This window comes from Pelagibacterium montanilacus (genome assembly GCF_003992665.1).
Lineage (GTDB): Bacteria > Pseudomonadota > Alphaproteobacteria > Rhizobiales > Devosiaceae > Pelagibacterium > Pelagibacterium montanilacus.
Window position 1 is genome coordinate 12625 of record NZ_RZMX01000002.1, and the last position, 23374, is coordinate 35998.

The window sequence follows — 23374 nt, forward strand, 5'->3', positions numbered from 1 at the left end:
CCCGGGAGCATCTGACGCGCTCTTGGCCTGTGGCCGTGCCTGCCCTCCAAAATGGTCAGGCGCCGCCGAGGACTTCGACTTTGACGCTGGCGGTGCCGGCATTGATCATGCCGATCTGATTGGCGGCCTCGCGCGAGAGATCGATGATGCGTCCGCCCGCATAGGGCCCGCGATCGTTGATCCTGACGACGACCGAGCGGCCGTTGTTCTGGTTGGTGACCACGACCTGGGTCCCGAAGGGGAGGGTCTTATGGGCTGCGGTCATCGCATGCATGTTGTAGGTTTCGCCATTGGCCGTGGTGCGGCCATGGAACTTTCCACCATACCAGGAAGCGACGCCGGAAAGGGTCTGGACGACAGCTGTTTCCTGCGCGGCGGTGGTGGAGATAGCAAGTGGGGTTGACCCTGTGAGTATAACGACGGCCAGTGCCGCGCTCTTGATAAACTTCATGCCTTTTTCGGCCCTACTTCTGTTTTGACGCAGGGGCCGTTCTACAAGAAGTTGGGGCGAGACTTTGAGCCGAATCGGGCAGGAACTGGGCAAGTGCTCTTTTAGGGCTCTTCAGCCGGAACCATTGTATTATTGCAACACATTTGCGTGAGCACCGGGCCCGCGCGAGAAGGAGAGACGCCATGGTGGCTTCGGCCCTGTTCGAGGAGATCGACTACCGTCCGACATCGATCGGGGCCGTCAGCCTGCGCAGACGGCGCGATCTGCGCACGGGCGAAGATGTCTTTGAAATCAAGCTGGGCGAGGAGTTCCTGATGTCCAGCCAGTTCATCGTCTCGGAGGTCGAACTGGCCCGGCTGGCGCTGGCCGAGCTGGCCAATGATGGCCTTGAAGTCGTGGTCGGCGGACTGGGGCTGGGGCACACCGCGCGCACAGTGCTCGATGCGGCGGGGGTGTCAGATCTGATCGTGGTCGACGCGCTCCAGCCGGTGATCGACTGGCACGAGGCTGGACTGGTGCCGCTGGGCGAGGGGCTGACCGCGGACCCGCGCTGCCGGTTCGTGCTGGGCGATTTCTTTGCCATGGCGGCGGGAGAAGAGGGGTTCGATCCGGACAGTCCGGGCCGGCGGTTCGATGCGGTGATCGTGGATATCGATCATTCGCCCGAGGCGCTGCTCAATCAGGCCAGCGCGGGGTTTTACGGTCCCGACGGGCTGGCACAGATCGGCAAGCATCTTAAGCCGGGCGGGGTCTTTGCGCTCTGGTCCAACGACCGGCCAGATCAGGGGTTCGCCGAAAGGCTTCTCGACGTGTTCGGTGCCGCCCGCGCCCATGAGGTGCGGTTCTTCAATCCGCTTCAGGACAATGAGGCGATCCAGACGGTCTATGTGGCCAGACACGAAAAGACCGGCCGCTGAGCGCGGCCGGTCCCTGATGTGCTCGTTTGCAGCGCTGTTAGAGTTCCTGTTCTGATCAAATCAGGAACTCTAAGTCTTTAATTTGTCGCGTTTCCGAACCGGAAAAGTGTTTCCACTTGTCCTGGAAACGCTCTAGCGCGAGATGCGGAACGAGGAGATGTCGTCGCGCAGGAACCCGACATTGCGGGTGTCACGGTCGATGACCGCGCACCGGCCCGAAAGGTTGCGGTTCGAGCAGACGGTGGCTTCGGCGCGGCCTTCTACACGGACCGAGCGGATGCGGTTGTCCCAGCGCCGGTCGAGCGAGCGGACCGATTCGCCACGGGTCGCGCACAGGCTGCGGCCACGATAGTTGTAATCCTCGTAAAAGCAGACGCGGTCACGGCTGGGACGGACACCTGGCCGGCTGTCGGGACGATTGCCGGTGCCTATGGAGAACGAGAAATTGTCGGTGCCGATGGAGATGCCGACATTGGGGCGGGTCGCGCCCTGCGAGGGGCGGGACGGTGCGCCCGAGACGCGCTGGAGGTAGCGTGCGGACGCCCAGCCCTCGAGCCGGCGATCCTGAATGCGGCACCAGGTGTTGGCGGCGTTACACTCGATGACGTTGACGACCTGATTGGTCTGCAGGGCGCCAATGACGTTGAAATTGGTGCCGGGGCCGGACCGGACGTTGAGGGCGGTGGTCGCCGCGGCGTCATAAGCCGATGCGATGGACGCGCCGGCGAAAAGGCCGGTCACAGCCAGAAGTGTAGCTGCTGCAAATCTACGGATGTTCATCTTGCTCTCCCTTGCGAGGCATCATCGGCTTTTTGCGATAAGTCCGCATATGCCGATCGGTTCCCTTGGGCGCCCTCCCGGGTCGGGGAGCGCCATACTCAATGCCAGGACGCTACAAGGGGGCGCTTGAACCCAACATGAACGCTCCGGTCAGGGGGAAGGCTTCTCGATCTGTCGCTTGTTGCCGTCCTCGCCGAGCGCGACATAGATGAAATGGCCCTCGGTGACCTTGATCCGCTCGGGGTTGGCGCGCGACTTGGCCCAGGATTCCATGCCGACCTTGATCGAGGTGGTGCCCACCCGGTCGATCCAGGTGTAGATGCACAGCACGTCGCCCACATGGATGGGCGCGATAAAGCTCATGGCCTCGACAGCGACGGTGGCGACCCTGCCCCCGACATATTCGACCGCCGCGATGGCGCCGGCGATGTCCATCTGGCTCATCACCCAGCCCCCGAAGATGTCTCCGGCCGCATTGGTGTCCGCGGGCATGGCCATGGTGCGGATCGTGAGGGCTCCCTTGGGGTCGGGCTGGGTCGGGATGGCTGGGTTGGTCGTGGCGCTCATTGGCGGGTTCCTTTTCCGGGCCAGCGTCCCACCTTTTCTTCCCAGTGGGCGCGGCAAAGGGAAATGTATTTGTCGTTGCCCCCGATGTCGACCTGCCGGCCTTCGACGAGTGGAGTGCCGTCCGGGCCCTGGCGCACCACCATGGTGGCCTTGGCACCGCACGCGCAGATGGTGCGGATTTCGCGCAGGGAATCGGCGATGGCCAGCAATTCGGCCGAACCGGGGAAGAGCTTGCCCTGGAAATCGGTGCGCAAGCCGTAGCACATCACCGGGATTTTCAGCCGGTCGGCGACCCGCGCGAGCTGCCAGACCTGATCGGGTGTGAGGAACTGCGCCTCATCGATGAAGATGCAGTGCAGATGGCCCTCGGCATGGGCGTCCAGAATCGTGCCGTAAAGGTCGTCGCCTTCGCGAAAGAGCAGCGCCTGTTCGCAGACCCCGATGCGCGAGGCGATGACGCCCGTGCCGGCGCGATCGTCCAGCGCTGCGGTGAGCAGCAGGGTGCGCATGCCGCGCTCGCGATAATTGTGCGAGGCCTGCAACAGGATGGTCGACTTGCCGGCGTTCATCGCCGCATAGGAGAAGTAGAGCTTGGCCATGCGGAGCGCCCCGGGTGCTGATCGGTGGTCCGGTATCCATACCCCAACCGGCCGGCAATGGGCGGCGGGGGGTGGCGCGTTCCACAGGAAAGGGGCGCGACAAGAAAAGACGGCCGCCACGAAGGCGACCGTAAGGGGGCCGAAGGGGCTTCGGCGAGCCGGCGCGGGTGCCGGCCATTTGCGGGCGCAGGCGGCGGGGTGATGCCGCGTGCAGGATATCCATAGCGTCTTGCCATGACACCGCCGTGACATCGCCATGACCTCATGGTGAGCTCAGGTTCATCAGCGGTTCAGCCCGATTGCGGCATCAAAGGCAATCCTGCACTCACGGAGGTCGAGACCATGGCAGTATCGAAAATCGCGGCGGGCGCTGCCGCCCTTGTTCTGGGGCTGACCGGGGTGGGCGCCGTGCAGGCCCAGACGCTGGACCCAAGGGGGGTGTGGGAGCCTGCCAACAAGGAATCGCGCTACCAGTTCGAGTTCTGCGGCGAGGACGGGCAGTCGCTGTGCGCGCGGCTGATCTGGATCCAGGAGGACAAGAAGGACGCCCGCAACGTCAAATATCTCGACACCTACATGTTCAGCGATGCGCGCCAGACGCGCGCCGGGTTCTGGCGCGGGACCGTGACGCTGGAAGGGTTCAGGATTTCCGGCACGGTCGAGCAGACGAGCCCGGACCGGATGGATCTTCAGGCCTGCGCGCTCCTCGTGATCTGCGAGGACATCAGGCTCAGCCGCGTCAGCGAGTAGGGGCTGGCGGTCCGGGGTCAGACGCCTGCGGAGATATAGTCCCGGAGCGCCCCGGCCTCTTCTTCCGCCACGGCGATCTTGCGCTTGACCACGTCTCCGATCGAGACGATGCCGACCAGCTCGCCCCCGTCCATGACCGGCAGATGGCGGAAGCGGCCGCGGGTCATGATGCCCATGGCGGCGTCGATGGTGTCGGTGAGCGCGCAGGACTGGACGTTGCGGGTCATGATGGTGCTGACGGGGCGGTCCATGAGGTCCGCGGCGCTGCGGGCGAGCTGGCGCACGACATCGCGTTCCGAGACGATGCCTTTGGGCTTTCCCGCGTCGTCGCACACGATGACCGCGCCGATATTGTGCTCGGCGAGGGTTGCGACGAGATCGGCAACGCTTGCATCGATCCCGATGGTCACGACGTCACGCCCCTTGTCGGCGATGATGGCTTCGATGAACATTGTGATTCCTCCCAGACCACGCGGTGGAGAAAGCTTGACTCGCGTCAGGATAATGCGCAAGCGCCAGTTTGGTCGCGCTTCGACCCCCGATCCCGCCGCCCGAAAGGAATGACGATGGACATGCAGTCCGACGCGCTGGCCCGCGTACAGCCCTCCGCCACCATGGCCATCACCCAGCTTGCCCAGGAGCTCAAGGCGCGCGGCGAGGACGTGATCGCGCTCTCGGCCGGCGAGCCCGATTTCGATACGCCCGAGCATGTGCGGGCCGCAGGGATCGCGGCGATCAATGAAGGGCGGACGCGCTACACCTATGTGGACGGGATCACCGAGCTCAAGCGCGCGGTGGCCGAGAAATTCCGCCGCGACAACGGGCTGGATGTGGGGCCCGAGGACTGCATGATCTCGGCGGGCGGCAAGCAGGTGATCTTCAACGCGCTGCTCGCTACGCTCAACGCCGGCGACGAGGTGGTGATCCCCGCGCCCTATTGGGTGAGCTATCCCGAGATCGTGCGGCTGGCCGGCGCCGAGCCGGTGATCGCGCCCTCGAGCCAGGCGGAGGGCTTCAAGCTGACCCCGGCGGCGCTCGAGGCGGCGATCAGCCCGGCGACCAAATGGCTGATCCTTAACACGCCGTCCAACCCCTCGGGTGCCGCCTACAGCGCCGGGGAGCTGCGGGCGCTGGCCGATGTGCTGCGGGCCCACCCCCAGGTGCATGTTCTGACCGACGACATCTACGAGACGCTGGTCTATGACGGGCGGCAGTTCGCGACCATCGCGCAGGTGGCGCCGGACCTTGCGGGCCGGACGATCACCATGAACGGGGTCTCGAAATCGCATGCGATGACCGGATGGCGGATCGGATATTGCACGGGGCCGCGGCCGATCCTCAAGGCGATGACCAAGCTGCAGGGGCAATCGACCACCAACCCGTCCTCGATCTCGCAATGGGCGGCGCTGGCGGCGCTCGAGGGGCCGCAGGATTTCCTCGACGACTGGCGGGCGGCGTTCCAGGCGCGGCGCGACCTGGTGGTGGCCGGGCTCAACGCCTGCGACGTGCTCGAGTGCCTCGTGCCCGAGGGCGCGTTCTATGTGTTTCCCTCCTGCGCGCGGGCGCTGGGGATGACGAGCGCGGGCGGGCGCAAGATCGCGACCGACGAGGATTTCGTGATGGCACTGCTTGCCGAGCACGGGGTGGCGCTGGTCCATGGCAGCGCCTTCGGGCTGGCCGGGCATGTTCGGCTGTCCTATGCGGCCTCTGAGGCGGAGCTGCGCGAAGCGGTGACCCGGATCCAGGCGTTCTGCGCGGGGCTCGGCTGAGGCTGTCGCGCAAAAAAAGAGGCTCCGTCCGAGGACGGAGCCTTGATAAAAGGGCAAGCCCTAATCTCACAGTTTACGACCGAGCCGAGGGAGGAGGAGACGGCGCCGATCGCTTGAGCAGAGGACGTGGGAGGAGGATACATCGTCCGCTCGGTGTCAGGAGCGAGGGGCCTTAGGGAGGAGGAGAAAGGCGCGTCGCTCTGTTGACGCCCCGAATATGCTCCTCGGGCCCGCGTCGAACAATGCGCAATTGCGCATACCTGCCATGCATTAGGCACTGCCTTGTTCTGCACATTGTTTGGGCATGTGTGCCGCGAACGCGGCAGGGCGATGGCGAGCAGGGTGGCAGTGCGTGGGAGTGGGGGGAGCCGGGAAAGCAAAAGGCTCCACCCGGGAGGATGAGGGTGGAGCCTTTGAACTTTCGGCCGATAATCGAGGGAGGAGGAGGTTCGATTAACGGCCTTCAGGAGTGGATCCGGCGGGAGGAGGAGGTACCTTCGCCACTCTATGTGTCACAGGCAGGGGGCTTAGGGAGGAGGAGAAAGCGCGCTGCCCGTCTGACGCCCCCTATATGCCCGCCTAATCACGACCGAACAAGTCGTCATCAGGCATGGCAGGTATGCATTTTCTGCAGACGTCTAGACATATGAACGTCGCGAGGTGCCGGCGGCTTTTTCCGATTCGCGCGGGATGGGTTGGGGGGAGGGGAGGCCCGCCTGCGACAGGGCAAAAAAATGGCCCCGCTCGAGGGGAGAGCGGGGCCGGAGTCAAGAGGCAGAGCCTCTTGAAGGAGGGAACATCAAGCGCGCCCAAAGGGAGGAGGAGGAAAGACGCGCAATGTCTGCCGGGTAAGTAGTCTTTAGAGTTCTGCGCCACAAGTGCATGACTGACATGTCAGGGTTGCAAAAAACGCATGGCTCTGAAAGCCCCGGATTTGCTGGGATTTTCTGTTGAGCGGGTCTTATGCCGATATAGGCATGAGCCGGATTGTGCCGCTCTCGAATCTGCAAAGCACATCTCTTGCCGGGATTTCGGCACCTTCGCGCATCGGAAAAGCGCTCCCCGATCACCGTAACCTCAGCGAAGATCCGGGCTCACCTGTCCTGCTCACTCCTGTCTGCCTGCCCACTGCGTATGATCATTGACCTGATCCACCAGCCACTCGCGAACAGCCTTTGCAGGCGGTCGGATCGGCGCACGGTTCCCCATGGACAGATGAAACGCGTTTCGACCTGGCAGCTTCAGGTCGAACGGACGAACAAGTCGCCCGTCTTTAAGCATCTCGGCTGCGGTGACGTCGTCACCGACAGCGACCCCGAGCCCGCGAACGGCTGCATCGAGACACAGATAGGTCCGGTGAAAGATCAGGTGACCCGCTGCCGAGGACATCGTCAGCCCGAGGCGCTGGAGTATCTCGTTCCAGGCTCCCATCCCCCGGTCATGGATCAATTTCTGGTTGACCAGCCCGGTACGGTGAATCTCGGCGGCAATGTCCGGTGTGCAGACAGGAAACGTTGAAAAGCTCAACAACAGTTCCCTTGAGTAGCCCGGCACGTCGAGGGGCCCCCAGGTGATAGCGAGATCCGTGTGTGGCGCGATCGTTCGTGGCGGCTCTGGATAAGAGCGCAGTTCAATATCGACTTCCAGAGCATCCAGTGCCGACCGGTTCATTCGTGGCATCAGCCAAAGCAAAGCCAGATCGGAATCCACTTCGAGTACCACTTTACCCTTGGCGTCCTGGAGAGCCTTGGCGCCGGTTTCGAGCGAAATCAGCACGAGTGCCTCGGCGACGATCCCGGCATAGCGCACGCCAGCAGGTGTCAACGCCACCTGCCTGTGGCGGCGTTCGAACAGTTGTATTCCAAGGTCGTCTTCCAGAGTCTTCACGTAGCGACTGACCGAGCCATGGGTGACGCCGAGTTCCTCGGCGGCACGGGTGAAGCTTTGATGGCGGGCCGCTGCGTCAAAAGCACGGACAGCGTTCAGGTTAGGGAGAAGCCGGGACATGGTCTTACGTTAATTTATATCACGCTACACGGCAAGTAAGTTGTCTTGAGTGATTCTGAATGAGGCAATATTTTGCGATGGTGCTCGGTGGCCCAGGCAAAGTTCAGTCCGGTGAGGATCAAGGCTCCATCCGTGTCCCCTGTTTCAGCCAGACCATGGAGATCAAGGTGTCGCATTACACGATATGGACGCGTTCCACGCCCGAACTTGAGAAACTGGCGCTGAAGGCAAACCGCGAACGCTCGAAAGCGCTCAAGCGTTGGGTGCTGCGGCTTGCGCACCTGTTCCGGGTGAAAAAGCACACCGACCATCCCGCACGCGACGCGATCGTATGTCACAGGCTGATCACCGGGCAAACAGATGATTGAACGGCGGCGAAGTGGCCGGCGGCGTGACCCGTTCGAAGCCGTGCGGAGAGCGCTCACTTGCGGCTGGCGAGGCCGCCGGGCTCCGGCTTTTACCGTGACAGCAGTGAGGGAGTCTCCGTAACGGCTCAATAGGACCAGTCGCGGGCCTTTTCGACGAGGAAATCGCGGAAGACGCCGACGCGTTTGGAGCTTTTGAGCGCGGGGGGATAGACGAAATAGGTCTCGAAGGCCGGCAGGTCGATGTCGTCGAGCACGCGTTGCAGGCTGGGCTCTTCCTCGGTGATGTAATCGGGCAGCATGGCGATGCCGATGCCCTGGCGGCAGGCCTGCATCATGCCGTAGATCGCGTTGACCTTGAGGTTGGTGCGGCGCGGATTGCCATCGGGCCGTCCGATGCGCTCGAGAAAGTTCACATCGCCCAGATAGGAGGGCGAGGGCTCCCCGAAGGTGATGATGTTGTGGCTGTCGAGATCCTCGATGGTCTCGGGCCGGCCCTTCTCGGCGAGATAGGATTCCGAGGCGTAGATGTGGAAGTGCACGGTGAAGAGCTTGCGCTGGATCATCTCGGACTGGTTGGGCCGGTGCAGCCGGATGGCCACGTCCGCCTCGCGCATGGCGAGGTCGAGTTCGGCGTCGTTGAGTTTGATCTCGAGCTGGATGGTCGGATAGAGCTCGACGAATTCGTGAATGCGCTTGGTAAGCCAGGTCGAACCGAACCCGACCGTGGTGGTGACCAGAAGCGGGCCGGTGGGCACGTCCTGGCTTTCGGTCATCTGGGCCTGGACCGATTGCAACTCCCAGGCCATGCGGTGCGCCGTGCGAAAGAGCTGCTCGCCCACTTCCGTGAGCACCAGACCGCGCGCATGGCGGATGAAAAGCTTGAGCGAAAGATCTTCCTCGAGCGCGGAAATCTGGCGCGAGACCGCCGACTGGGACATGCCGAGCTTTTCGGCCGAATGGGTGAAACTTCCCGATTCCGCGGCGACATGGAAAATGCGCAGCTTATCCCAATCGAGCATCCCCGGCTTCCTTCTGCTCGAGAGTCGCCTGCCGACTCAAGGTTTTCGTCCGTTCCGGCCCGGCCCTGAGAGCGCGGGCGCCTATTCGGCTGCCTCGGCAAGCTCGTGCTCGGCGAGGTAGCGTTCCGCTTCGAGCGCGGCCATGCAGCCCATGCCCGCAGCGGTCACGGCCTGGCGGTAGACATCGTCGGTGACATCGCCTGCGGCGAAGACGCCCGGGATGTTGGTGGCCGTGCTGTCGGGCGCGGTGACGATATAGCCGCCATGCTTCATCTCGAGCTTACCCTTGAACACCTCGGTGGCCGGAGCGTGGCCGATGGCAACGAAAATGCCGTCGACCTCGATCTCGGTGGTCTGGCCGCTGGCCATGTCGCGCAGGACCGCGCCGCGCACCGAAGGGGGCATGTTATCGCCCTTGACCTCGTCGAGCGCGGTGTTCCAGCGGACCTCGATCTTGGGGTGCTTGAACAGGCGCTGCTGGAGGATCTTTTCCGCGCGGAACTCGTCGCGCCGGTGCACGACGATGACCTTTGAGGCGAAGTTGGTGAGAAACAGCGCTTCCTCGACGGCGGTGTTGCCGCCGCCCACGACCAGAACGGTCTTGTCGCGATAGAAAAACCCGTCGCAGGTCGCGCAGGCCGAGACCCCGAAGCCCATGAACTTTTCTTCCGACGGCAGGCCGAGCCATTTGGCCTGGGCGCCGGTGGCGATGATGACGCTGTCGGCGGTGTAGACGGTCCCGCTGTCCCCGGTCAGCCTGAAGGGCCGGACGTCGAGATCGACATCCACGATGACGTCGTTCTCCATCCGGGTGCCCATGTGCTCGGCCTGTGTGCGCATCTGCTCGACCAGCCAGGGGCCCTGGATGGGATCGGCAAAGCCGGGATAGTTCTCGACATCGGTGGTGATGGTGAGCTGGCCGCCGGGCTGCATCCCGGAAACCATCACGGGTTCAAGCATGGCACGGGCGGCGTAGATGGCGGCGGTGTAGCCAGCCGGTCCCGACCCTACGATGATGACTTTGGCGTGCATTGTGCCCCAGGCGCGTTGTCTTCAGGTGTTCTCAAATATGGCACGCATGGGCCCGGTTACAAGAAAAGTTCGGCCCGGGCGGGCGAAAGCTGTGGGCACGTGCCGAAAATGTCGCGCCGGCCCCCGCTCCGTGAAGCAAAAAAGGGCAGGCTGCGCAAAACGCGGGTCCTGCCCTTTGGGAATCGATGGGGGCCGGCGAGGCGGGCCGGTCAGACGAAGGCGATCTTTGTAATCTCGTAGCCACGGGCCCCGCCGGGGGCGGTGACCTCAATGGAATCGCCGACTTCCTTGCCGATCATCGCGCGAGCGATGGGCGATGAGATCGAGATGCGGCCGGCGCGGGCGTCCGCTTCGGCATCGCCCACGATCTGGTAGGTCTTTTCCTCCTCGGTGTCCTCGTCGATCAGGGTGACGGTGGCACCGAACTTGACCGTGTTGCCCGAGAGCTTGGAGACATCGATGATCTCTGCCTTGGCCAGCATGGATTCGATCTCCATGACCCGGCCTTCGTTGTGGCTCTGCTGTTCCTTGGCGGCGTGATACTCGGCGTTCTCGGAAAGGTCGCCGTGGGCGCGCGCCTCGGCAATCGCCTCGATGATCGCGGGACGCTCCTCGGCTGTCCTGCGCCTGAGCTCTTCGACAAGGGCAGCGTGGCCCGCTACCGTCATCGGGACTCTATCCATGGTGCAATCCCATTCCTTGTTCGTTGTACACCCGACAATCCGTTCTGGTTGCGCGACCGATGTCAGCGCGTCGGGTTCTGCATCTTTTCGGGGAAACTCGTTGCAAGCTTGCCCTTGGTCGCTCGATTGGTCAAGTCCCGCCTATCGGGTTTCCGCCGCAGCCTGCATGGGCTCATATGGGGCAGGCGCTGCCGGTTGCAAGGGACCGGGGCCGCGCGAGGGGCGGAGCCGGGCTGCAAACGAAAAGGACGCAGACCGCGACTGCGCCCTGCGTCCCGTCATTGGTTCCGCCCGTCCCGGCCGGCCCGGGACGCCTGGCGAGGCCTTGAAGGATTACTGGCTGGCGGCCAGATTGCCCGCAGCCGATTTGCCGGTGCGCTTGTCCTTGACGATCTCGTAGGAGATCTTCTGGCCTTCATCGAGACCGGTCATGCCGGAGGTCTGAACGGCCGAGATGTGGACGAAGACGTCGGCCCCGCCCTCGTCGGGCTGGATGAAGCCGTAGCCCTTCTGGGTGTTGAACCATTTGACAGTGCCGGTAGCCATTGGCGTGTCCTTTCGCGTCGTGCTGGCGTAATTCGGGACGCCTGCGCATACGCCCACTCGTCCCCATGTATATCGAATATCGGTTCTAGACGTCAGCGGGGCGCGAAAAGTCGCACGGCTAGTCAGTCGGCCGCAATATCGATGGCCCGATCCTAAAAGAACGTCGCACATTATTCAAGAGAGACTGCGGAGCGGGGTGGGCCAAAAAAGTGTACCGGCCGGTTCGGCAGTAGAACGCCGACAAGGACATGGCGCCGCCATGTAACATGTCAGTAACGCTGCCGTGTCTTGCATCGGCAGGGCACCGCGAAGCGGGGTGCGCGCGGCCGGCATGCGCCCGGTGCGCTTGGCGTTCGGGCCCGTGCGCAGTATGGAACCGGAGCCGGCGCGCCGAGCCCGGCCGCGGTTGCAACCACGAGAGGGGACCGACTTGCCGATCCTTCACGATTTCCGCTCCGACACCGTTACCCGGCCCAGCGCGGAGATGCGCGCGGCCATGGCCCAGGCGCCGGTGGGTGACGACGTCTATGGCGACGACCCGACCGTCGCGGCGCTCGAGGCGGAGGTGGCGCGGCGCACGGGCAAAGATGAGGGCGCGTTCTTTCCCACCGGCACGCAGTCCAACCTCGCCGCGCTGATGGTCCATTGCGCGCGGGGCGACGAGTATATCGCGGGCCAGCAGGCCCATTGCTACCGCTTCGAGGCCGGTGGCGCGGCGGTGCTGGGGTCGATCCAGCCCCAGCCGATCGAGAACCTGCCCGACGGGACGATGGCGCTCGAGAAGATCGAAAAGGCCATCAAGCTGGACGACATGCATTTCGCGCGCACCCGGCTGCTCGCGCTCGAGAACACGATCGGGGGGCGGGTGTTGCCGCAAGCGTTCGTGGCCGATGCCCTGGGGCTGGCGCGCCGGGCGGGGCTCGCGACCCATCTCGACGGGGCGCGGATCTTCAATGCGGCGGTGGCGAGCGGGATCGCGCCGGCGGACCTTGCCGAGGGGTTCGACACGGTCTCGGTGTGTCTCTCGAAAGGGCTGGGCGCGCCGGTGGGGACGGTGCTGGCGGGCTCGGACGCGTCGATCGGCAAGGCGAAGCGCATCCGCAAGATGCTGGGCGGGGGGATGCGGCAGTCGGGGATCGTCGCGGCGGGGGCGCTCCATGCGCTCGCGCACAATGTCGAGCGACTGGCCGAGGATCATTGGCTGGCGGCGACGCTCGCGGAAGGTCTTGCGCGCCATGAGGGGCTCTTGGTCGAGGCGCCGCAGACCAATATCGTTTTCATGGACTGCCCGGGCATCGACGGGACGGCGCTGGCGGCATTTCTCGCCGAGCGCGGGGTGATCGTTTCGGGGCGCTACGGGCAGTTGCGCTGGGTCACCCATCTCGATGTGGGCGAGGACGCGGTGGAGGCGGCGCTGGCGGGCGTGGCCGCGTTTCTGGAGCGTGTGGGTTAGCGCGTCTCGCGGGCCCAGGCGGTGACCAGCGGGCCGTCCGGTCCCTTGACCGGATCGCTTTCGGGGAGAGGAACGTCGGTGATCGCCGGGAGGGCCTTTTCGCGGTCACCGGGCTTGCCCCAGAGCAGGTCCGGGCTCTGGCCGGGCGGATAGGCGCCGACCACGAGGAAGTCGTCGCTGGCGCGGTTGCACTTGTGGGCGACCCCGGCGGGGATCACGACCACATCTCCCGCCGATATTTCGAGAGTCAGCCCGTTGTCCGGCCCGCCGAGGGTGACTTCGGCCGTGCCGGACGCCACGCCCAGCGCCTCGTGGGCGTTGGAGTGATAGTGGTGGTCGGGATAGATGCCATAGCGCCAGGCAGGCGGCCAGGAGTTGGCCGCAAACAGGGCCTCGATCGCTTCGGGGCTGACGTCGGAGGGCGCGAGCGCCCTCCGATAAGCCATGAGCGGGAGGGCCGAATTGGGGAAAGTCCCGTCATCGGCAAAGACATGTGCACTCACGCTGTCGTCGGTAAGGGGCACGCGCTTATTCGGTGACGTCCACGGCGGGCACGTCGACCGACACGGTGCCGCCTTCGCCGCCCGAATTCATGTTCACGAAATAGACGATGCCCACGATGACGAGGATGGCGAGCACGATGCCGACGATGAGGCCAGCGCCGCCGCCGCCTCCGCCGCCACCATTGACCACTACTGTTTCGCGTTCCCGCTGCGGCTCGACCATCGGAATTATCCTTCGTGGGGTTGATCTGGACGGATAACTCCGAAGGCGGGCTGCCGGTTCCGGGGCCGGTGAGCCGGCCCCGGACAACAGGGGTCAGCGCAGGTCGAAGGTCGCGGGGTTCGGCCCGGTGCGGCCTTCGGGGTCGTCCATGGCGTCGAGCGCGGCGATCTGGTCGGCGCTGAGCTCGAAATCGAAGACCTCGAAGTTCTCGCGGATGCGCGAAGGGGTCACCGATTTGGGGAACAGGATATTGCCGTGCTGGAGGTGCCAGCGGATCACCACCTGAGCCGCCGTCTTGCCATGGGCGGACGCGATCGCGGTGATCGAGGGGTCCTCGAGCATGTTGCCGCGGCCCAGCGGGCTCCAGCCTTCGACGGCGATGCCTTTTTCGGCGCAGAAAGCGCGCAACTCGCGCTGCTGGAAGCGGGGATGGACCTCGATCTGGTTGACCGATGGGACAACGCCGGTTTCCCCGATGATCTTGTCGAGATGCTCGGGCAGGAAGTTCGAGACGCCGATCGAGCGGATGCGGCCGTCCTCCTTGAGCTTGACCATGGCCTTCCAGGTGTCGAGGTAGTCGTCGAACATGGGCTGGGGCCAGTGGATGAGGTAGAGGTCGAGCACGTCCAGCCCGAGCCGCTCCATGCTGCCGTCGAACGCCGCAAGGGTCGAATCATAGCCCTGGTCGGTGTTCCAGAGCTTGGTGGTGACGAAGATGTCGTCGCGCGCGAGGCCCGAGGAGCGTAGCGCTTCGCCGACGCCCGATTCATTGCGGTAGGCCTTGGCGGTGTCGATGTGGCGATAGCCGGCCTCCAGCGCGACGCGCACCTTTTCGGCAACCTCCTCGTCGGGGATCTGCCAGACGCCGAAGCCGAGCTGGGGAATGGTTACGCCGTCGTTGAGCGTGATGAGCGGTGTGGACGCCATGGGGACTCCTTGGGGTTGCACTGATCTGGTGAGTGAATGGGTCGTGAAGACAATGGAGAAGTGTGGACCCGGACCGCGGGAGCGGCCCCCGTCGAGCCCAGACAATAGGGTTCGCACAGGGCAGAATCCAGAGCCGGGCGGCAGGTTCCGGGCAGCGCGGTCCCAGAGAGGAAAAGAATCTCTGCGGTTATGCTGGAAATCGGCAAAGGGTTGGTCTAGAGAGACCGCCTAGCCAAGAGAGTCCGAGCCCGTTCCTCGCGCGTCAGTCCGCCTGACGCGCGCATGCCGCACGAGAAGACACACCATGCCCAAACGCACAGACATCAAATCCATCCTCATCATCGGGGCGGGGCCGATCATCATCGGCCAGGCCTGCGAGTTCGACTATTCGGGGACACAGGCCTGCAAGGCCCTGCGCGAAGAGGGCTACCGCATCATTCTGGTCAACTCCAATCCCGCGACCATCATGACCGATCCGGACGTGGCGGACGCGACCTACATGGAGCCGATCACCCCCGAAGTGGTGGCCAAGATCATCGAAAAGGAACGGCCCGACGCGCTGCTGCCCACCATGGGCGGACAGACCGCCCTCAACTGTGCGCTTTCGCTCAACAAGATGGGCGTGCTCGACAAGTTCGGCGTGGAAATGATCGGCGCCAATGCCGAGGCCATCGACAAGGCCGAGGACCGGGAGCTGTTCCGCACGGCGATGGACAAGATCGGGCTCGAAAGCCCGCGCTCGCGTCTGGCCCATTCGCTGCCCGAGGCGCTCAAGGCGCTCGAGGAGATCGGGCTGCCCTGCATCATCCGGCCGTCCTTCACGCTCGGGGGCACGGGCGGGGGCATCGCGTACAATCGCGAGGAATATCTCGACATCATCGAATCCGGACTCGACGCGTCGCCCACCAATGAGGTGCTGGTCGAAGAGAGCGTCCTGGGCTGGAAAGAGTACGAGATGGAGGTCGTCCGGGACCGGAACGACAACTGCATCATCATCTGCTCGATCGAGAATATCGATCCGATGGGCGTGCACACCGGCGATTCGATCACCGTGGCGCCGGCGCTGACGCTGACCGACAAGGAATACCAGATCATGCGCGACGCCTCGATCGCGGTCCTGCGCGAGATCGGGGTGGAGACGGGCGGCTCGAACGTGCAGTTCGCGGTTAATCCCAAGGACGGGCGGCTGGTCGTGATCGAGATGAACCCGCGCGTGTCGCGGTCCTCGGCGCTGGCGTCCAAGGCCACGGGCTTTCCCATCGCCAAGGTCGCGGCGCGGCTGGCGGTGGGCTACACGCTCGATGAGCTGGAAAACGACATCACCGGTGGCGCGACCCCGGCGAGCTTCGAGCCCTCGATCGACTATGTGGTCACCAAGATCCCGCGCTTTGCGTTCGAGAAATTCCCCGGGGCGGACAACCGGCTGACGACCTCGATGAAGTCGGTGGGCGAGGCCATGGCGATCGGCCGGAGCTTCCCCGAATCGCTCCAGAAGGCCCTGCGCTCGCTCGAGACCGGGCTGACCGGATTGAACGAGATCGGCATCTCCGGGCTGGGCGAGGGCGACGACAAGAACGCGGTGCGCGCCGCGCTGGGCACGCCGACCCCCGACCGGCTGCTGCTGGTCGCCGAGGCCATGCGGCTGGGCTATGACCACCAGATGATCCACGAGGCCTGCCGGATCGACCCCTGGTTCCTCGAGCAGATCCAGGCAATCATCGACACCGAGGCCAAGGTGCGCGAATACGGCCTGCCCCAGACCGAAAACCAGATGCGCAAGCTCAAGGCCATGGGCTTTTCTGACGCGCGGCTCGCAGAGCTTGCCGGCAAGACCGCCAAGGACGTCCTGAACCTGCGCCACGGGCTGGGCGTGCGCCCGGTCTACAAGCGGATCGACACCTGCGCGGCCGAGTTCGCCTCGCCCACGGCCTACATGTATTCGACCTACGAGACCCCGTTCGCCGGTGTGCCGGCCGACGAGGCCAATCCCTCGGACCGCAAGAAGGTGGTGATCCTGGGCGGTGGGCCCAACCGGATCGGCCAGGGCATCGAGTTCGACTATTGCTGCTGCCACGCGGCCTTCGCGCTGGCCGATGCGGGCTATGAGACCATCATGGTCAATTGCAATCCCGAAACCGTCTCGACCGACTACGACACCTCGGACCGGCTCTATTTCGAGCCGCTCACCGAAGAGGACGTGATCGAGATCCTGACCACCGAAAAGCAGAACGGAACGCTGCACGGGGTGATCGTGCAGTTCGGCGGGCAGACCCCGCTCAAGCTCGCGAGCGCGGTGGAGCGGGCCGGCGTCCCGATCCTGGGCACCCAGCCCGACAAGATCGACCTGGCCGAAGACCGCGACCAGTTCATGAAGCTTTTGAACAAGCTCGACCTCACCCAGCCGCGCAACGGCATCGCCTACAGCCTCGAGCAGGCGCGGATCGTGGCGGAAGGGCTGGGCTTTCCGCTGGTCATCCGGCCTTCGAACGTGCTGGGCGGAAGGGCGATGGTGATCTGCCATTCGGCCGAGGATTTCGAGCGCTACGTGCAGTCGACCCTCACCGAGCTGGTGCCGCCCGAAATCCGGCATCGCTATCCCAACGACAAGACCGGGCAGATCAACTCGGTGCTCGCCGCCAATGCGCTGCTGTTCGACAGCTATCTGCAGGGCGCGGTCGAGATCGACGTGGATTGTCTTTCGGACGGCACGGACGTGTTCGTGGCCGGGATCATGGAACATATCGAGGAAGCGGGCATCCATTCGGGCGACAGCGCCTGCTCGCTCCCGCCCCATTCGCTCGAGCCCGCGATCATCGAGGAGCTCAAGCGCCAGGCGACGGCGCTGGCCAAGGCGCTCAGCGTGGGCGGACTGATGAACGTGCAGTTCGCGCTCAAGGACGGCACGCTCTACGTGCTCGAGGTCAATCCGCGCGCGTCCCGGACCGTGCCGTTCGTGGCCAAGGTGATCGGCTATCCGATCGCCAAGATCGCGGCGCGCATCATGGCGGGCGAGAAGCTCGAAAGCTTTGCGCTCGAGGATCGCAAGATCGAGCACATCGCGATCAAGGAAGCGGTATTCCCCTTCGCGCGGTTCCCCGGTGTGGACACGGTGCTGGGCCCGGAGATGAAATCGACCGGCGAGGTGATCGGGCTCGATACCGATTTCGCCATCGCGTTCGCCAAGAGCCAGCTCGGCGGTGGCACCAAGGTGCCCAAGGAGGGCACGGTGTTCATCTCGGTGCGCGACGAGGACAAGGCGGGCATCGTCGAGCCGGTGCGCCTGCTGGCTGCCGCCGGGTTCAAGGTGATCGCGACGGGCGGTACCCAGCGGTTCCTTTCGGAACAGGGCATCGACTGCCACAAGATCAACAAGGTGCTCGAGGGCCGGCCCCACATCGTCGATGCGATCAAGAATGGCGAGGTGCAACTGGTCATCAACACCACCGACGGGGTCAAGGCGGTTTCCGACAGCCGCGACATCCGGCGGGCGGCGCTGATCTCGAAAGTGCCCTATTACACCACCATCCCCGGCGCGACCGCGGCGGTGGCCGGCATCATCGCCTATCGCGAGGGCAATATGCGCGTGCGGGCACTGCAGGACTATTTTGCGGCCTGACGCCAACCGCGATCGGGCTGAAGTTCGAGGAGGCCGGGCCGGCAGGTCCGGCCTTTTTGCCATTCTGCTGGCTTATGACCTCCGTCCTGGTTCTGGTGTAGCTACGTTGCGTTGACTTCCATGAGCGGCCCGCTCTAATATCCCGGCATGTTCATGACCCGCACTCGATAAGTCAGCGGTCGCTCGGAGCGGCCTTGCCATCCCCCAGAGATGGATCGACGCGCATGCAGATGCGCGATGCTGACACCTATCGAGAGACAGATTTCATGACTGGTCATGACCTCGCGCCGAGCCCGGCGCAGATCCAATCCTTTATCACCGACGGCTTCGTTCGGATCGACGATGCGTTTCCGCGCGCGCTGGCCGATGCCGGCCGTGCGATCCTCTGGGCCGAGACCGGATGCGATCGGCACAACCGGGACACCTGGACACGCCCCGTCATCCGGCTTGGCGGATATTCTGATGCGCCGTTCAGGGAAGCATCCAACACTGCGCGCCTGCACGCGGCCTATGATGGTCTCGTTGGGCCGGGCCGCTGGGTACCGCCACAGGGGCTGGGTACATTTCCCGTGCGGTTTCCGTCCGACGAGCCGCCTGGCGACGATGGCTGGCACATCGATGTGAGCTTCGCGCTCGAACGGGACGATCCGGCGGACTTCCTGAGCTATCGGGCCAATCTTGTGTCACGCGGGCGGGCGCTGCTTATGCTGTTCCTGTTTTCAGACGTGGGCGAGGCGGACGCGCCGACGCGGATTCGCAAGGGTTCGCATCGAGATATTGCGCGGCGGCTGGCGGGCGCCGGCGCCGATGGGATGACGCTGGGAGAACTTGCCGCCAACGGCTTTGCCGAGTCGGCTCGGCGCGACGAGGTGCTGGCCACCGGGCCGGCGGGCACGGTCTATCTGTGCCACCCCTTCCTTGTCCATGCGGCGCAGCCCCATCGCGGCACCGAGCCGCGCTTCATGGCGCAGCCGCCGCTTTATCCGCGCGGGGCGTTCAGTCTGGAGGGCGCGCGTGAAGGGCTGGCGCCGGTCGAGCGCGCCATTGTGGAGGCGCTGGACGCCGACCGGGCGTGAGCGAAGGGGCGGCGGCTACTCGGTGGTCGCCGCTTCGCCCTTGTGGATGCGGACGTTGTCCATGAAGCGCTTGAAGAGGTAGTGCGCGTCGTGGGGCCCGGGGGAGGCTTCCGGGTGGTACTGGACCGAAAATACCGGCTTGCCCTCGAGCGCGATGCCCGCGTTCGAGCCGTCGAACAGCGAGACATGGGTCTCGGTGACGCCGGCGGGCAGGCTGTCGCGGTCGACGGCAAAGCCATGGTTCATCGAGGTGATCTCGACCTTGCCGGTGGTCAGGTCCTTGACCGGGTGGTTCGCGCCGTGGTGGCCCTGATGCATCTTGGCGGTCCTGCCGCCCAGCGCCAGGCCGAGAAGCTGATGGCCAAGGCAGATGCCGAAGACCGGCTTGCCCGCATCGATGACGCCCCTGATGGTGGGCACGGCGTATTCACCGGTCGCGGCCGGATCGCCCGGGCCGTTCGAGAGGAACACGCCATCGGGATTTTGCGCGAGCACGTCCTCGGCGGTGGCGGTGGCCGGCAGCACGGTGACCCGGGCGCCTTCCTGGGCGATCGAGCGCAGAATGTTGCGCTTGGAGCCGTAATCGATGGCCACGACGTGGTATTTCGGCTCGGCAAGGGTGCCGTAGCCAGTGCCCCAGGTCCAGCGGGTCTGGTCCCAGCCATAGGACTGGGTGGTGGCCATGTCCTTTGCGAGGTCGAGGCCCTCGAGGCCCGGGAAGGCATCGAGAGCCGCCTTCAATGCCGCTTCGTCGAACCTGCCGTCGGGCGCGTGGGCGATCACGGCGTCGGCCATGCCCTTGTCGCGGATGAGCGCGGTGAGCGCGCGGGTGTCGATGCCCGATATCCCGATGATCGCGCGCTTCTTGAGCCAGGCGTCGAGGTGCTGGGCCGAGCGGTAGTTGGACGGCGAGGTGATGTCGGCGCGCAGGACCGCGCCGCGGATCCCGGAATCGGCGGCCATGTTGACGGTCTCGATGTCCTCGTCATTGGTGCCCACATTGCCGATATGGGGGAAGGTGAAGGTAATGATCTGGCCAGCATAGGAGGGATCGGTGAGGATCTCCTGGTAGCCGGTCATGGCGGTGTTAAAGCACACCTCACCGGCCGCAAGGCCCGTGGCGCCGATGCCCTGTCCCTCAAGGCGCGTTCCATCACGCAGGATGAGGACTGCCGTTGTGGGGGTATCCTGCCAACCGGACATGGGAAGTCTCCTTGGGATGTGGCGCGCGCGGAACCGGACGGGTAAGTGTTCCCGTATGAGACCAGTTCCGTTTCCTAGATGAAGTCCCGCGGAAACTAAGGGAAGCGGGGGCCAAGGTCAACACACGCCGCCTAGAAGTTAATCGTTTGTATTCAATGGCTTGGCTGAGGCGAGGTCGATTGTCGCGCCCGATTGGCTTTCGCGGCTGACTTGGGTATATGCTCGCCCCGCACTCATTGCTCGAAAGGACAGGCCATGCGCGAGCAGATCAATGCCGACCTCAAGACCGCGATCAAGGCGCGCGACGCGCGCCGGACCGCGACCCTGAGACTGGTCAACGCTGCAATCAAGGATCGCGAGATCGCCGCGCGGGGCGAGGGCCGGGACGGCATTTCCGACGAGGAGGTGCTGGCGCTGCTCCAGAAGATGGTCAAGCAGCGCGAGGAATCGGCCCAGCTATACGCCAATGCGGGCCGGACGGACCTCGAGACCCAGGAGCGCGAGGAAATCGTCATCATCAAGGACTATCTGCCCAAGCCGCTCTCGGCCGAGGACGTCGATGCCGCGATCGCCGAGGCGATCAAGGAGACGGGCGCAGAAGGGCTGCGGGACATGGGCAAGGTGGTCGGCGTGCTCAAGGCGAAATATCCCGGGCGGATCGATTTTGGCCAGGCCTCAAAGCAGGTGAAAGCGGCGCTCGGCGGTTAGGGGCATGGAGCAGCCGGGCTGTGGATAACCTGGGAAAAGTCTGCCGTACGTGACATTTGAAGGGGCTGCACCTACCTAAGGCTCATGCGCTTTTCCGACACCTTCCTCGACGAGATTCGCAACCGCCTGTCGATCACGCAGGTGGTGGGCGAGCATGTGGTCTGGGACAAGCGCAAGAGCCAGCCGGGCCGGGGCGACATGTGGGCCTGCTGTCCGTTCCACGGCGAAAAGAGCCCGAGCTTTCATGCCGACGACCGGCGCGGGCGTTATCACTGCTTCGGGTGCGGAGCGAGCGGGGATCATTTCCGGTTCCTGACCGAAAAGACCGGCATGAGCTTTCCCGAGGCTGTCGAGATGCTGGCCGGCCGCGCCGGGGTGCCGATGCCTGCGCGCGACGAGAAGGCCGAACGCCGGGCCGAAGCGCGGCGCACGCTCCATGAAGTGATGGACATGGCGGCGGGCTATTTCCAGGAGGCGCTGGCCCACAATGCGGGCGCGCGGGCCCGGGGGTATCTGCTCGAGCGCGGGGTCGCCGGCGCCATGCAGCAACGGTTCCGGATCGGGTACGCACCCGACAGCCGCAACGGGCTCAAGGAATACCTCGCGGCCAACGGGGTGACGCTGGGCGAGATGATCGAGACGGGGCTGGTGGTCCATGGCGAGGAGATCGCCGTGCCCTACGACCGGTTCCGCAACCGACTGATGTTCCCGATCACCGATTTCCGGGGCCGGGTCATCGCCTTTGGCGGTCGGGCGCTGTCGGCGGACATGGCGGCCAAGTACCTCAACTCGCCTGAGACCGAGCTCTTCCACAAGCGCCAGACGCTCTACAATGGCCAGACCGCGCGCCAGGCGGGCTATGACGGCAAGCCGATCGTGGTGGTCGAGGGCTATATGGACGTGATCGCGGCGGTCTCGGCGGGGTTCGAGGGCGCGGTGGCGCCGCTGGGTACGGCGCTGACCGAAGAGCATCTGGCGCTGCTCTGGCGGATGACCGACATCCCGGTGCTGTGTTTTGACGGGGACACGGCGGGGCTGCGCGCCGCCGAGCGCACCGTCGACATCGTTCTGCCCCAGCTCAAGCCGGGCAAGAGCGTGGCGATCGCGACGCTGCCCGACGGACTGGACCCCGACGACATCATCAAGCAGCGCGGGCGCGATGCCTTTGCCGCGCTGATCGCCAATGCGCGCCCGCTGGCCGAGGCGGTGTGGTCGATCGAGACGCTCTCGGGCATTCCCGAGGCGCCCGAGCAGCGCGCGGCGCTCGAAGCGCGGCTGCGCGAGCGCGCGGGGCGGATCGGTGACGTCTCGGTGCGGCGCCATTACAGCCAGGCGTTCGACGAAAAGATCGCCCAGCTCTTCATTTCCCCGCGCCGGTACGGCGGCAAGGGGGGGCGTGAGGGCGGGGGGCGCAACGAGCGCGGGCGGGGCGGCGCCGGGGGTGGGCGCAGCCCGCGCATGATGGTGTCCGATACGCTGCGCAATTCGCGGTTGCTCAAGGGCGGGCCGGCTCCGGACGTGATCCCGCGCGAGGCGGTGATCGTGATGAGCCTTGTGAACCACCCCGAACTGGTTCAGGCCCGGCTCGAGGCACTGGCCGAGATCGAATTCCAGTCGCTGCCCGCCCGCCAGGTGATGGCGGTGCTGCTCGATCTGGTGACCGTCCATCCCGATCTGGGGCCAAACGGGGTGGGCGAGGCGCTGGTGGCGCGCGGGTTCGGCCCCATGCTCGAGCGGATGCGCTCGGTGCTTTCGCGTCAGGGGGTCTGGCAGACCGAGGCGGAAAGCGCCCAAATCGACGCCGAGACGGGCCTAAAGCATGCGCTGGCCTTGCATTACAAATCCGTTCGACTAAATAGAGAACTCAAAGCAGCCGAACTGGCGCTCGGCGAAGACCTGAGCGAACACTCGTTCGAACGGCTGCGGGACATCCAGAATCAGATTTCCAGCGTCGATGGTACCGAGGCGTTGATTGAGGGATTTGGTTCGCTATCCGGGCGTGGAACGCGAAGCCTTTGAAAAGAGGGCGATTCGTGTTTGCGCGTTTTTGCGCATGGCAATGCGGGTCATGCCTCCGGGTGGCGTGAGCTAGGCAGGTGGAGCGGAGCAGCGATTGCGAGCATATGCTTTGTTAACCCTCTTGCTGTCCCTTACGGCGCAGAGTCGTCGATACCATC

23 protein-coding genes are annotated in these 23374 nt (G+C 64.8%); 9 read left to right on the forward strand and 14 right to left on the reverse strand.

Annotated features, from left to right (window positions below; translation table 11 throughout):
- Positions 1-55: 55 nt before the first annotated feature.
- Complete coding sequence (locus tag EO136_RS00885) at positions 56-451, reverse strand: septal ring lytic transglycosylase RlpA family protein (RefSeq protein ID WP_127142592.1); 396 nt, start codon at positions 449-451, stop codon at positions 56-58.
- Positions 452-633: 182 nt separating this feature from the next.
- On the opposite strand from EO136_RS00885, the gene EO136_RS00890 reads away from it, so the two are divergent.
- Positions 634-1368 (forward strand): polyamine aminopropyltransferase, encoded by a 735-nt coding sequence (locus tag EO136_RS00890; protein WP_127142593.1) that lies wholly within the window; start codon positions 634-636, stop codon positions 1366-1368.
- A gap of 132 nt (positions 1369-1500) precedes the next feature.
- On the opposite strand, the gene EO136_RS00895 is transcribed toward EO136_RS00890, so the two are convergent.
- The 3 genes from EO136_RS00895 to EO136_RS00905 all read right to left on the reverse strand — a co-directional run bounded on the left by EO136_RS00895 (position 1501) and on the right by EO136_RS00905 (position 3314).
- A complete protein-coding gene (locus tag EO136_RS00895) occupies positions 1501-2148 on the reverse strand; it encodes an SH3 domain-containing protein (RefSeq protein WP_127142594.1) in 648 nt (215 codons plus the stop codon).
- 150 nt (positions 2149-2298) lie between these two features.
- The gene (locus tag EO136_RS00900; protein WP_127142595.1) at positions 2299-2715 is read right to left on the reverse strand and encodes an acyl-CoA thioesterase; all 417 of its coding nucleotides are present in this window, start codon (positions 2713-2715) and stop codon (positions 2299-2301) included.
- Positions 2712-3314 carry a thymidine kinase gene (locus EO136_RS00905; protein WP_127142596.1) on the reverse strand — a complete coding sequence of 201 codons (603 nt, stop codon included), beginning with the start codon at positions 3312-3314 and terminating at the stop codon, positions 2712-2714. The genes EO136_RS00900 and EO136_RS00905 overlap by 4 nt, the downstream gene beginning before the upstream one ends.
- 342 nt (positions 3315-3656) lie before the next feature.
- Here EO136_RS00905 and EO136_RS00910 point away from each other — a divergent pair, with 342 nt between their 5' ends.
- On the forward strand, positions 3657-4064 hold the full coding sequence (locus EO136_RS00910) for a DUF2147 domain-containing protein (RefSeq protein WP_127142597.1): 408 nt from the start codon (positions 3657-3659) through the stop codon (positions 4062-4064).
- 17 nt (positions 4065-4081) lie between these two features.
- On the opposite strand, the gene EO136_RS00915 is transcribed toward EO136_RS00910, so the two are convergent.
- A complete protein-coding gene (locus tag EO136_RS00915) occupies positions 4082-4516 on the reverse strand; it encodes a CBS domain-containing protein (protein WP_127142598.1) in 435 nt (144 codons plus the stop codon).
- 114 nt (positions 4517-4630) lie between these two features.
- Here EO136_RS00915 and EO136_RS00920 point away from each other — a divergent pair, with 114 nt between their 5' ends.
- Positions 4631-5833 carry a pyridoxal phosphate-dependent aminotransferase gene (locus tag EO136_RS00920; protein WP_127142599.1) on the forward strand — a complete coding sequence of 401 codons (1203 nt, stop codon included), beginning with the start codon at positions 4631-4633 and terminating at the stop codon, positions 5831-5833.
- Positions 5834-6940: 1107 nt separating this feature from the next.
- Here EO136_RS00920 and EO136_RS00925 read toward each other — a convergent pair.
- Positions 6941-7840, reverse strand: coding sequence for a LysR family transcriptional regulator (locus EO136_RS00925; RefSeq protein ID WP_127142600.1), 900 nt, complete (start codon positions 7838-7840; stop codon positions 6941-6943).
- A gap of 59 nt (positions 7841-7899) precedes the next feature.
- On the opposite strand from EO136_RS00925, the gene EO136_RS00930 reads away from it, so the two are divergent.
- Positions 7900-8208 (forward strand): hypothetical protein, encoded by a 309-nt coding sequence (locus EO136_RS00930; protein WP_127142601.1) that lies wholly within the window; start codon positions 7900-7902, stop codon positions 8206-8208.
- A 125-nt stretch (positions 8209-8333) separates the two neighbouring features.
- Here the strand turns inward: EO136_RS00930 and EO136_RS00935 are convergent, their stop codons facing one another.
- From EO136_RS00935 to EO136_RS00950, 4 genes are all read right to left on the reverse strand, one after another.
- Positions 8334-9227 carry a LysR family transcriptional regulator gene (locus tag EO136_RS00935; protein WP_127142602.1) on the reverse strand — a complete coding sequence of 298 codons (894 nt, stop codon included), beginning with the start codon at positions 9225-9227 and terminating at the stop codon, positions 8334-8336.
- An 81-nt stretch (positions 9228-9308) separates the two neighbouring features.
- Positions 9309-10259 (reverse strand): thioredoxin-disulfide reductase, encoded by a 951-nt coding sequence (gene trxB, locus EO136_RS00940; protein WP_127142603.1) that lies wholly within the window; start codon positions 10257-10259, stop codon positions 9309-9311.
- 209 nt (positions 10260-10468) lie between these two features.
- A complete protein-coding gene (greA, locus tag EO136_RS00945) occupies positions 10469-10942 on the reverse strand; it encodes a transcription elongation factor GreA (RefSeq protein WP_127142604.1) in 474 nt (157 codons plus the stop codon).
- A 333-nt stretch (positions 10943-11275) separates the two neighbouring features.
- Entirely contained in the window at positions 11276-11488 is a 213-nt protein-coding gene (locus EO136_RS00950) for a cold-shock protein (RefSeq protein WP_127142605.1), read from the reverse strand.
- 430 nt (positions 11489-11918) lie between these two features.
- Between EO136_RS00950 and ltaE the strand changes: the two genes are divergently transcribed.
- On the forward strand, positions 11919-12941 hold the full coding sequence (gene ltaE, locus EO136_RS00955) for a low-specificity L-threonine aldolase (protein WP_246018227.1): 1023 nt from the start codon (positions 11919-11921) through the stop codon (positions 12939-12941).
- Here ltaE and EO136_RS00960 read toward each other — a convergent pair.
- The 3 genes from EO136_RS00960 to EO136_RS00970 all read right to left on the reverse strand — a co-directional run bounded on the left by EO136_RS00960 (position 12938) and on the right by EO136_RS00970 (position 14594).
- Complete coding sequence (locus tag EO136_RS00960; RefSeq protein WP_246018228.1) at positions 12938-13465, reverse strand: cupin domain-containing protein; 528 nt, start codon at positions 13463-13465, stop codon at positions 12938-12940. The two genes, ltaE and EO136_RS00960, sit on opposite strands and share 4 nt — an antisense overlap.
- A gap of 4 nt (positions 13466-13469) precedes the next feature.
- Positions 13470-13667, reverse strand: a complete 198-nt coding sequence (locus EO136_RS00965; protein WP_127142606.1) for a hypothetical protein — start codon at positions 13665-13667, stop codon at positions 13470-13472.
- A 93-nt stretch (positions 13668-13760) separates the two neighbouring features.
- Entirely contained in the window at positions 13761-14594 is an 834-nt protein-coding gene (locus EO136_RS00970) for an aldo/keto reductase (RefSeq protein ID WP_127142607.1), read from the reverse strand.
- A gap of 304 nt (positions 14595-14898) precedes the next feature.
- Here EO136_RS00970 and carB point away from each other — a divergent pair, with 304 nt between their 5' ends.
- A complete protein-coding gene (carB, locus tag EO136_RS00975) occupies positions 14899-18210 on the forward strand; it encodes a carbamoyl-phosphate synthase large subunit (protein ID WP_127142608.1) in 3312 nt (1103 codons plus the stop codon).
- A gap of 266 nt (positions 18211-18476) precedes the next feature.
- Entirely contained in the window at positions 18477-19286 is an 810-nt protein-coding gene (locus EO136_RS00980; RefSeq protein ID WP_127142609.1) for a phytanoyl-CoA dioxygenase family protein, read from the forward strand.
- Positions 19287-19301: 15 nt separating this feature from the next.
- Here the strand turns inward: EO136_RS00980 and carA are convergent, their stop codons facing one another.
- Positions 19302-20489 carry a glutamine-hydrolyzing carbamoyl-phosphate synthase small subunit gene (gene carA, locus EO136_RS00985; protein WP_127142610.1) on the reverse strand — a complete coding sequence of 396 codons (1188 nt, stop codon included), beginning with the start codon at positions 20487-20489 and terminating at the stop codon, positions 19302-19304.
- A 255-nt stretch (positions 20490-20744) separates the two neighbouring features.
- Here carA and EO136_RS00990 point away from each other — a divergent pair, with 255 nt between their 5' ends.
- On the forward strand, positions 20745-21197 hold the full coding sequence (locus EO136_RS00990) for a GatB/YqeY domain-containing protein (RefSeq protein ID WP_127142611.1): 453 nt from the start codon (positions 20745-20747) through the stop codon (positions 21195-21197).
- A gap of 84 nt (positions 21198-21281) precedes the next feature.
- Entirely contained in the window at positions 21282-23216 is a 1935-nt protein-coding gene (gene dnaG / locus EO136_RS00995; RefSeq protein ID WP_127142612.1) for a DNA primase, read from the forward strand.
- The last annotated feature ends 158 nt before the right edge of the window (positions 23217-23374 follow it).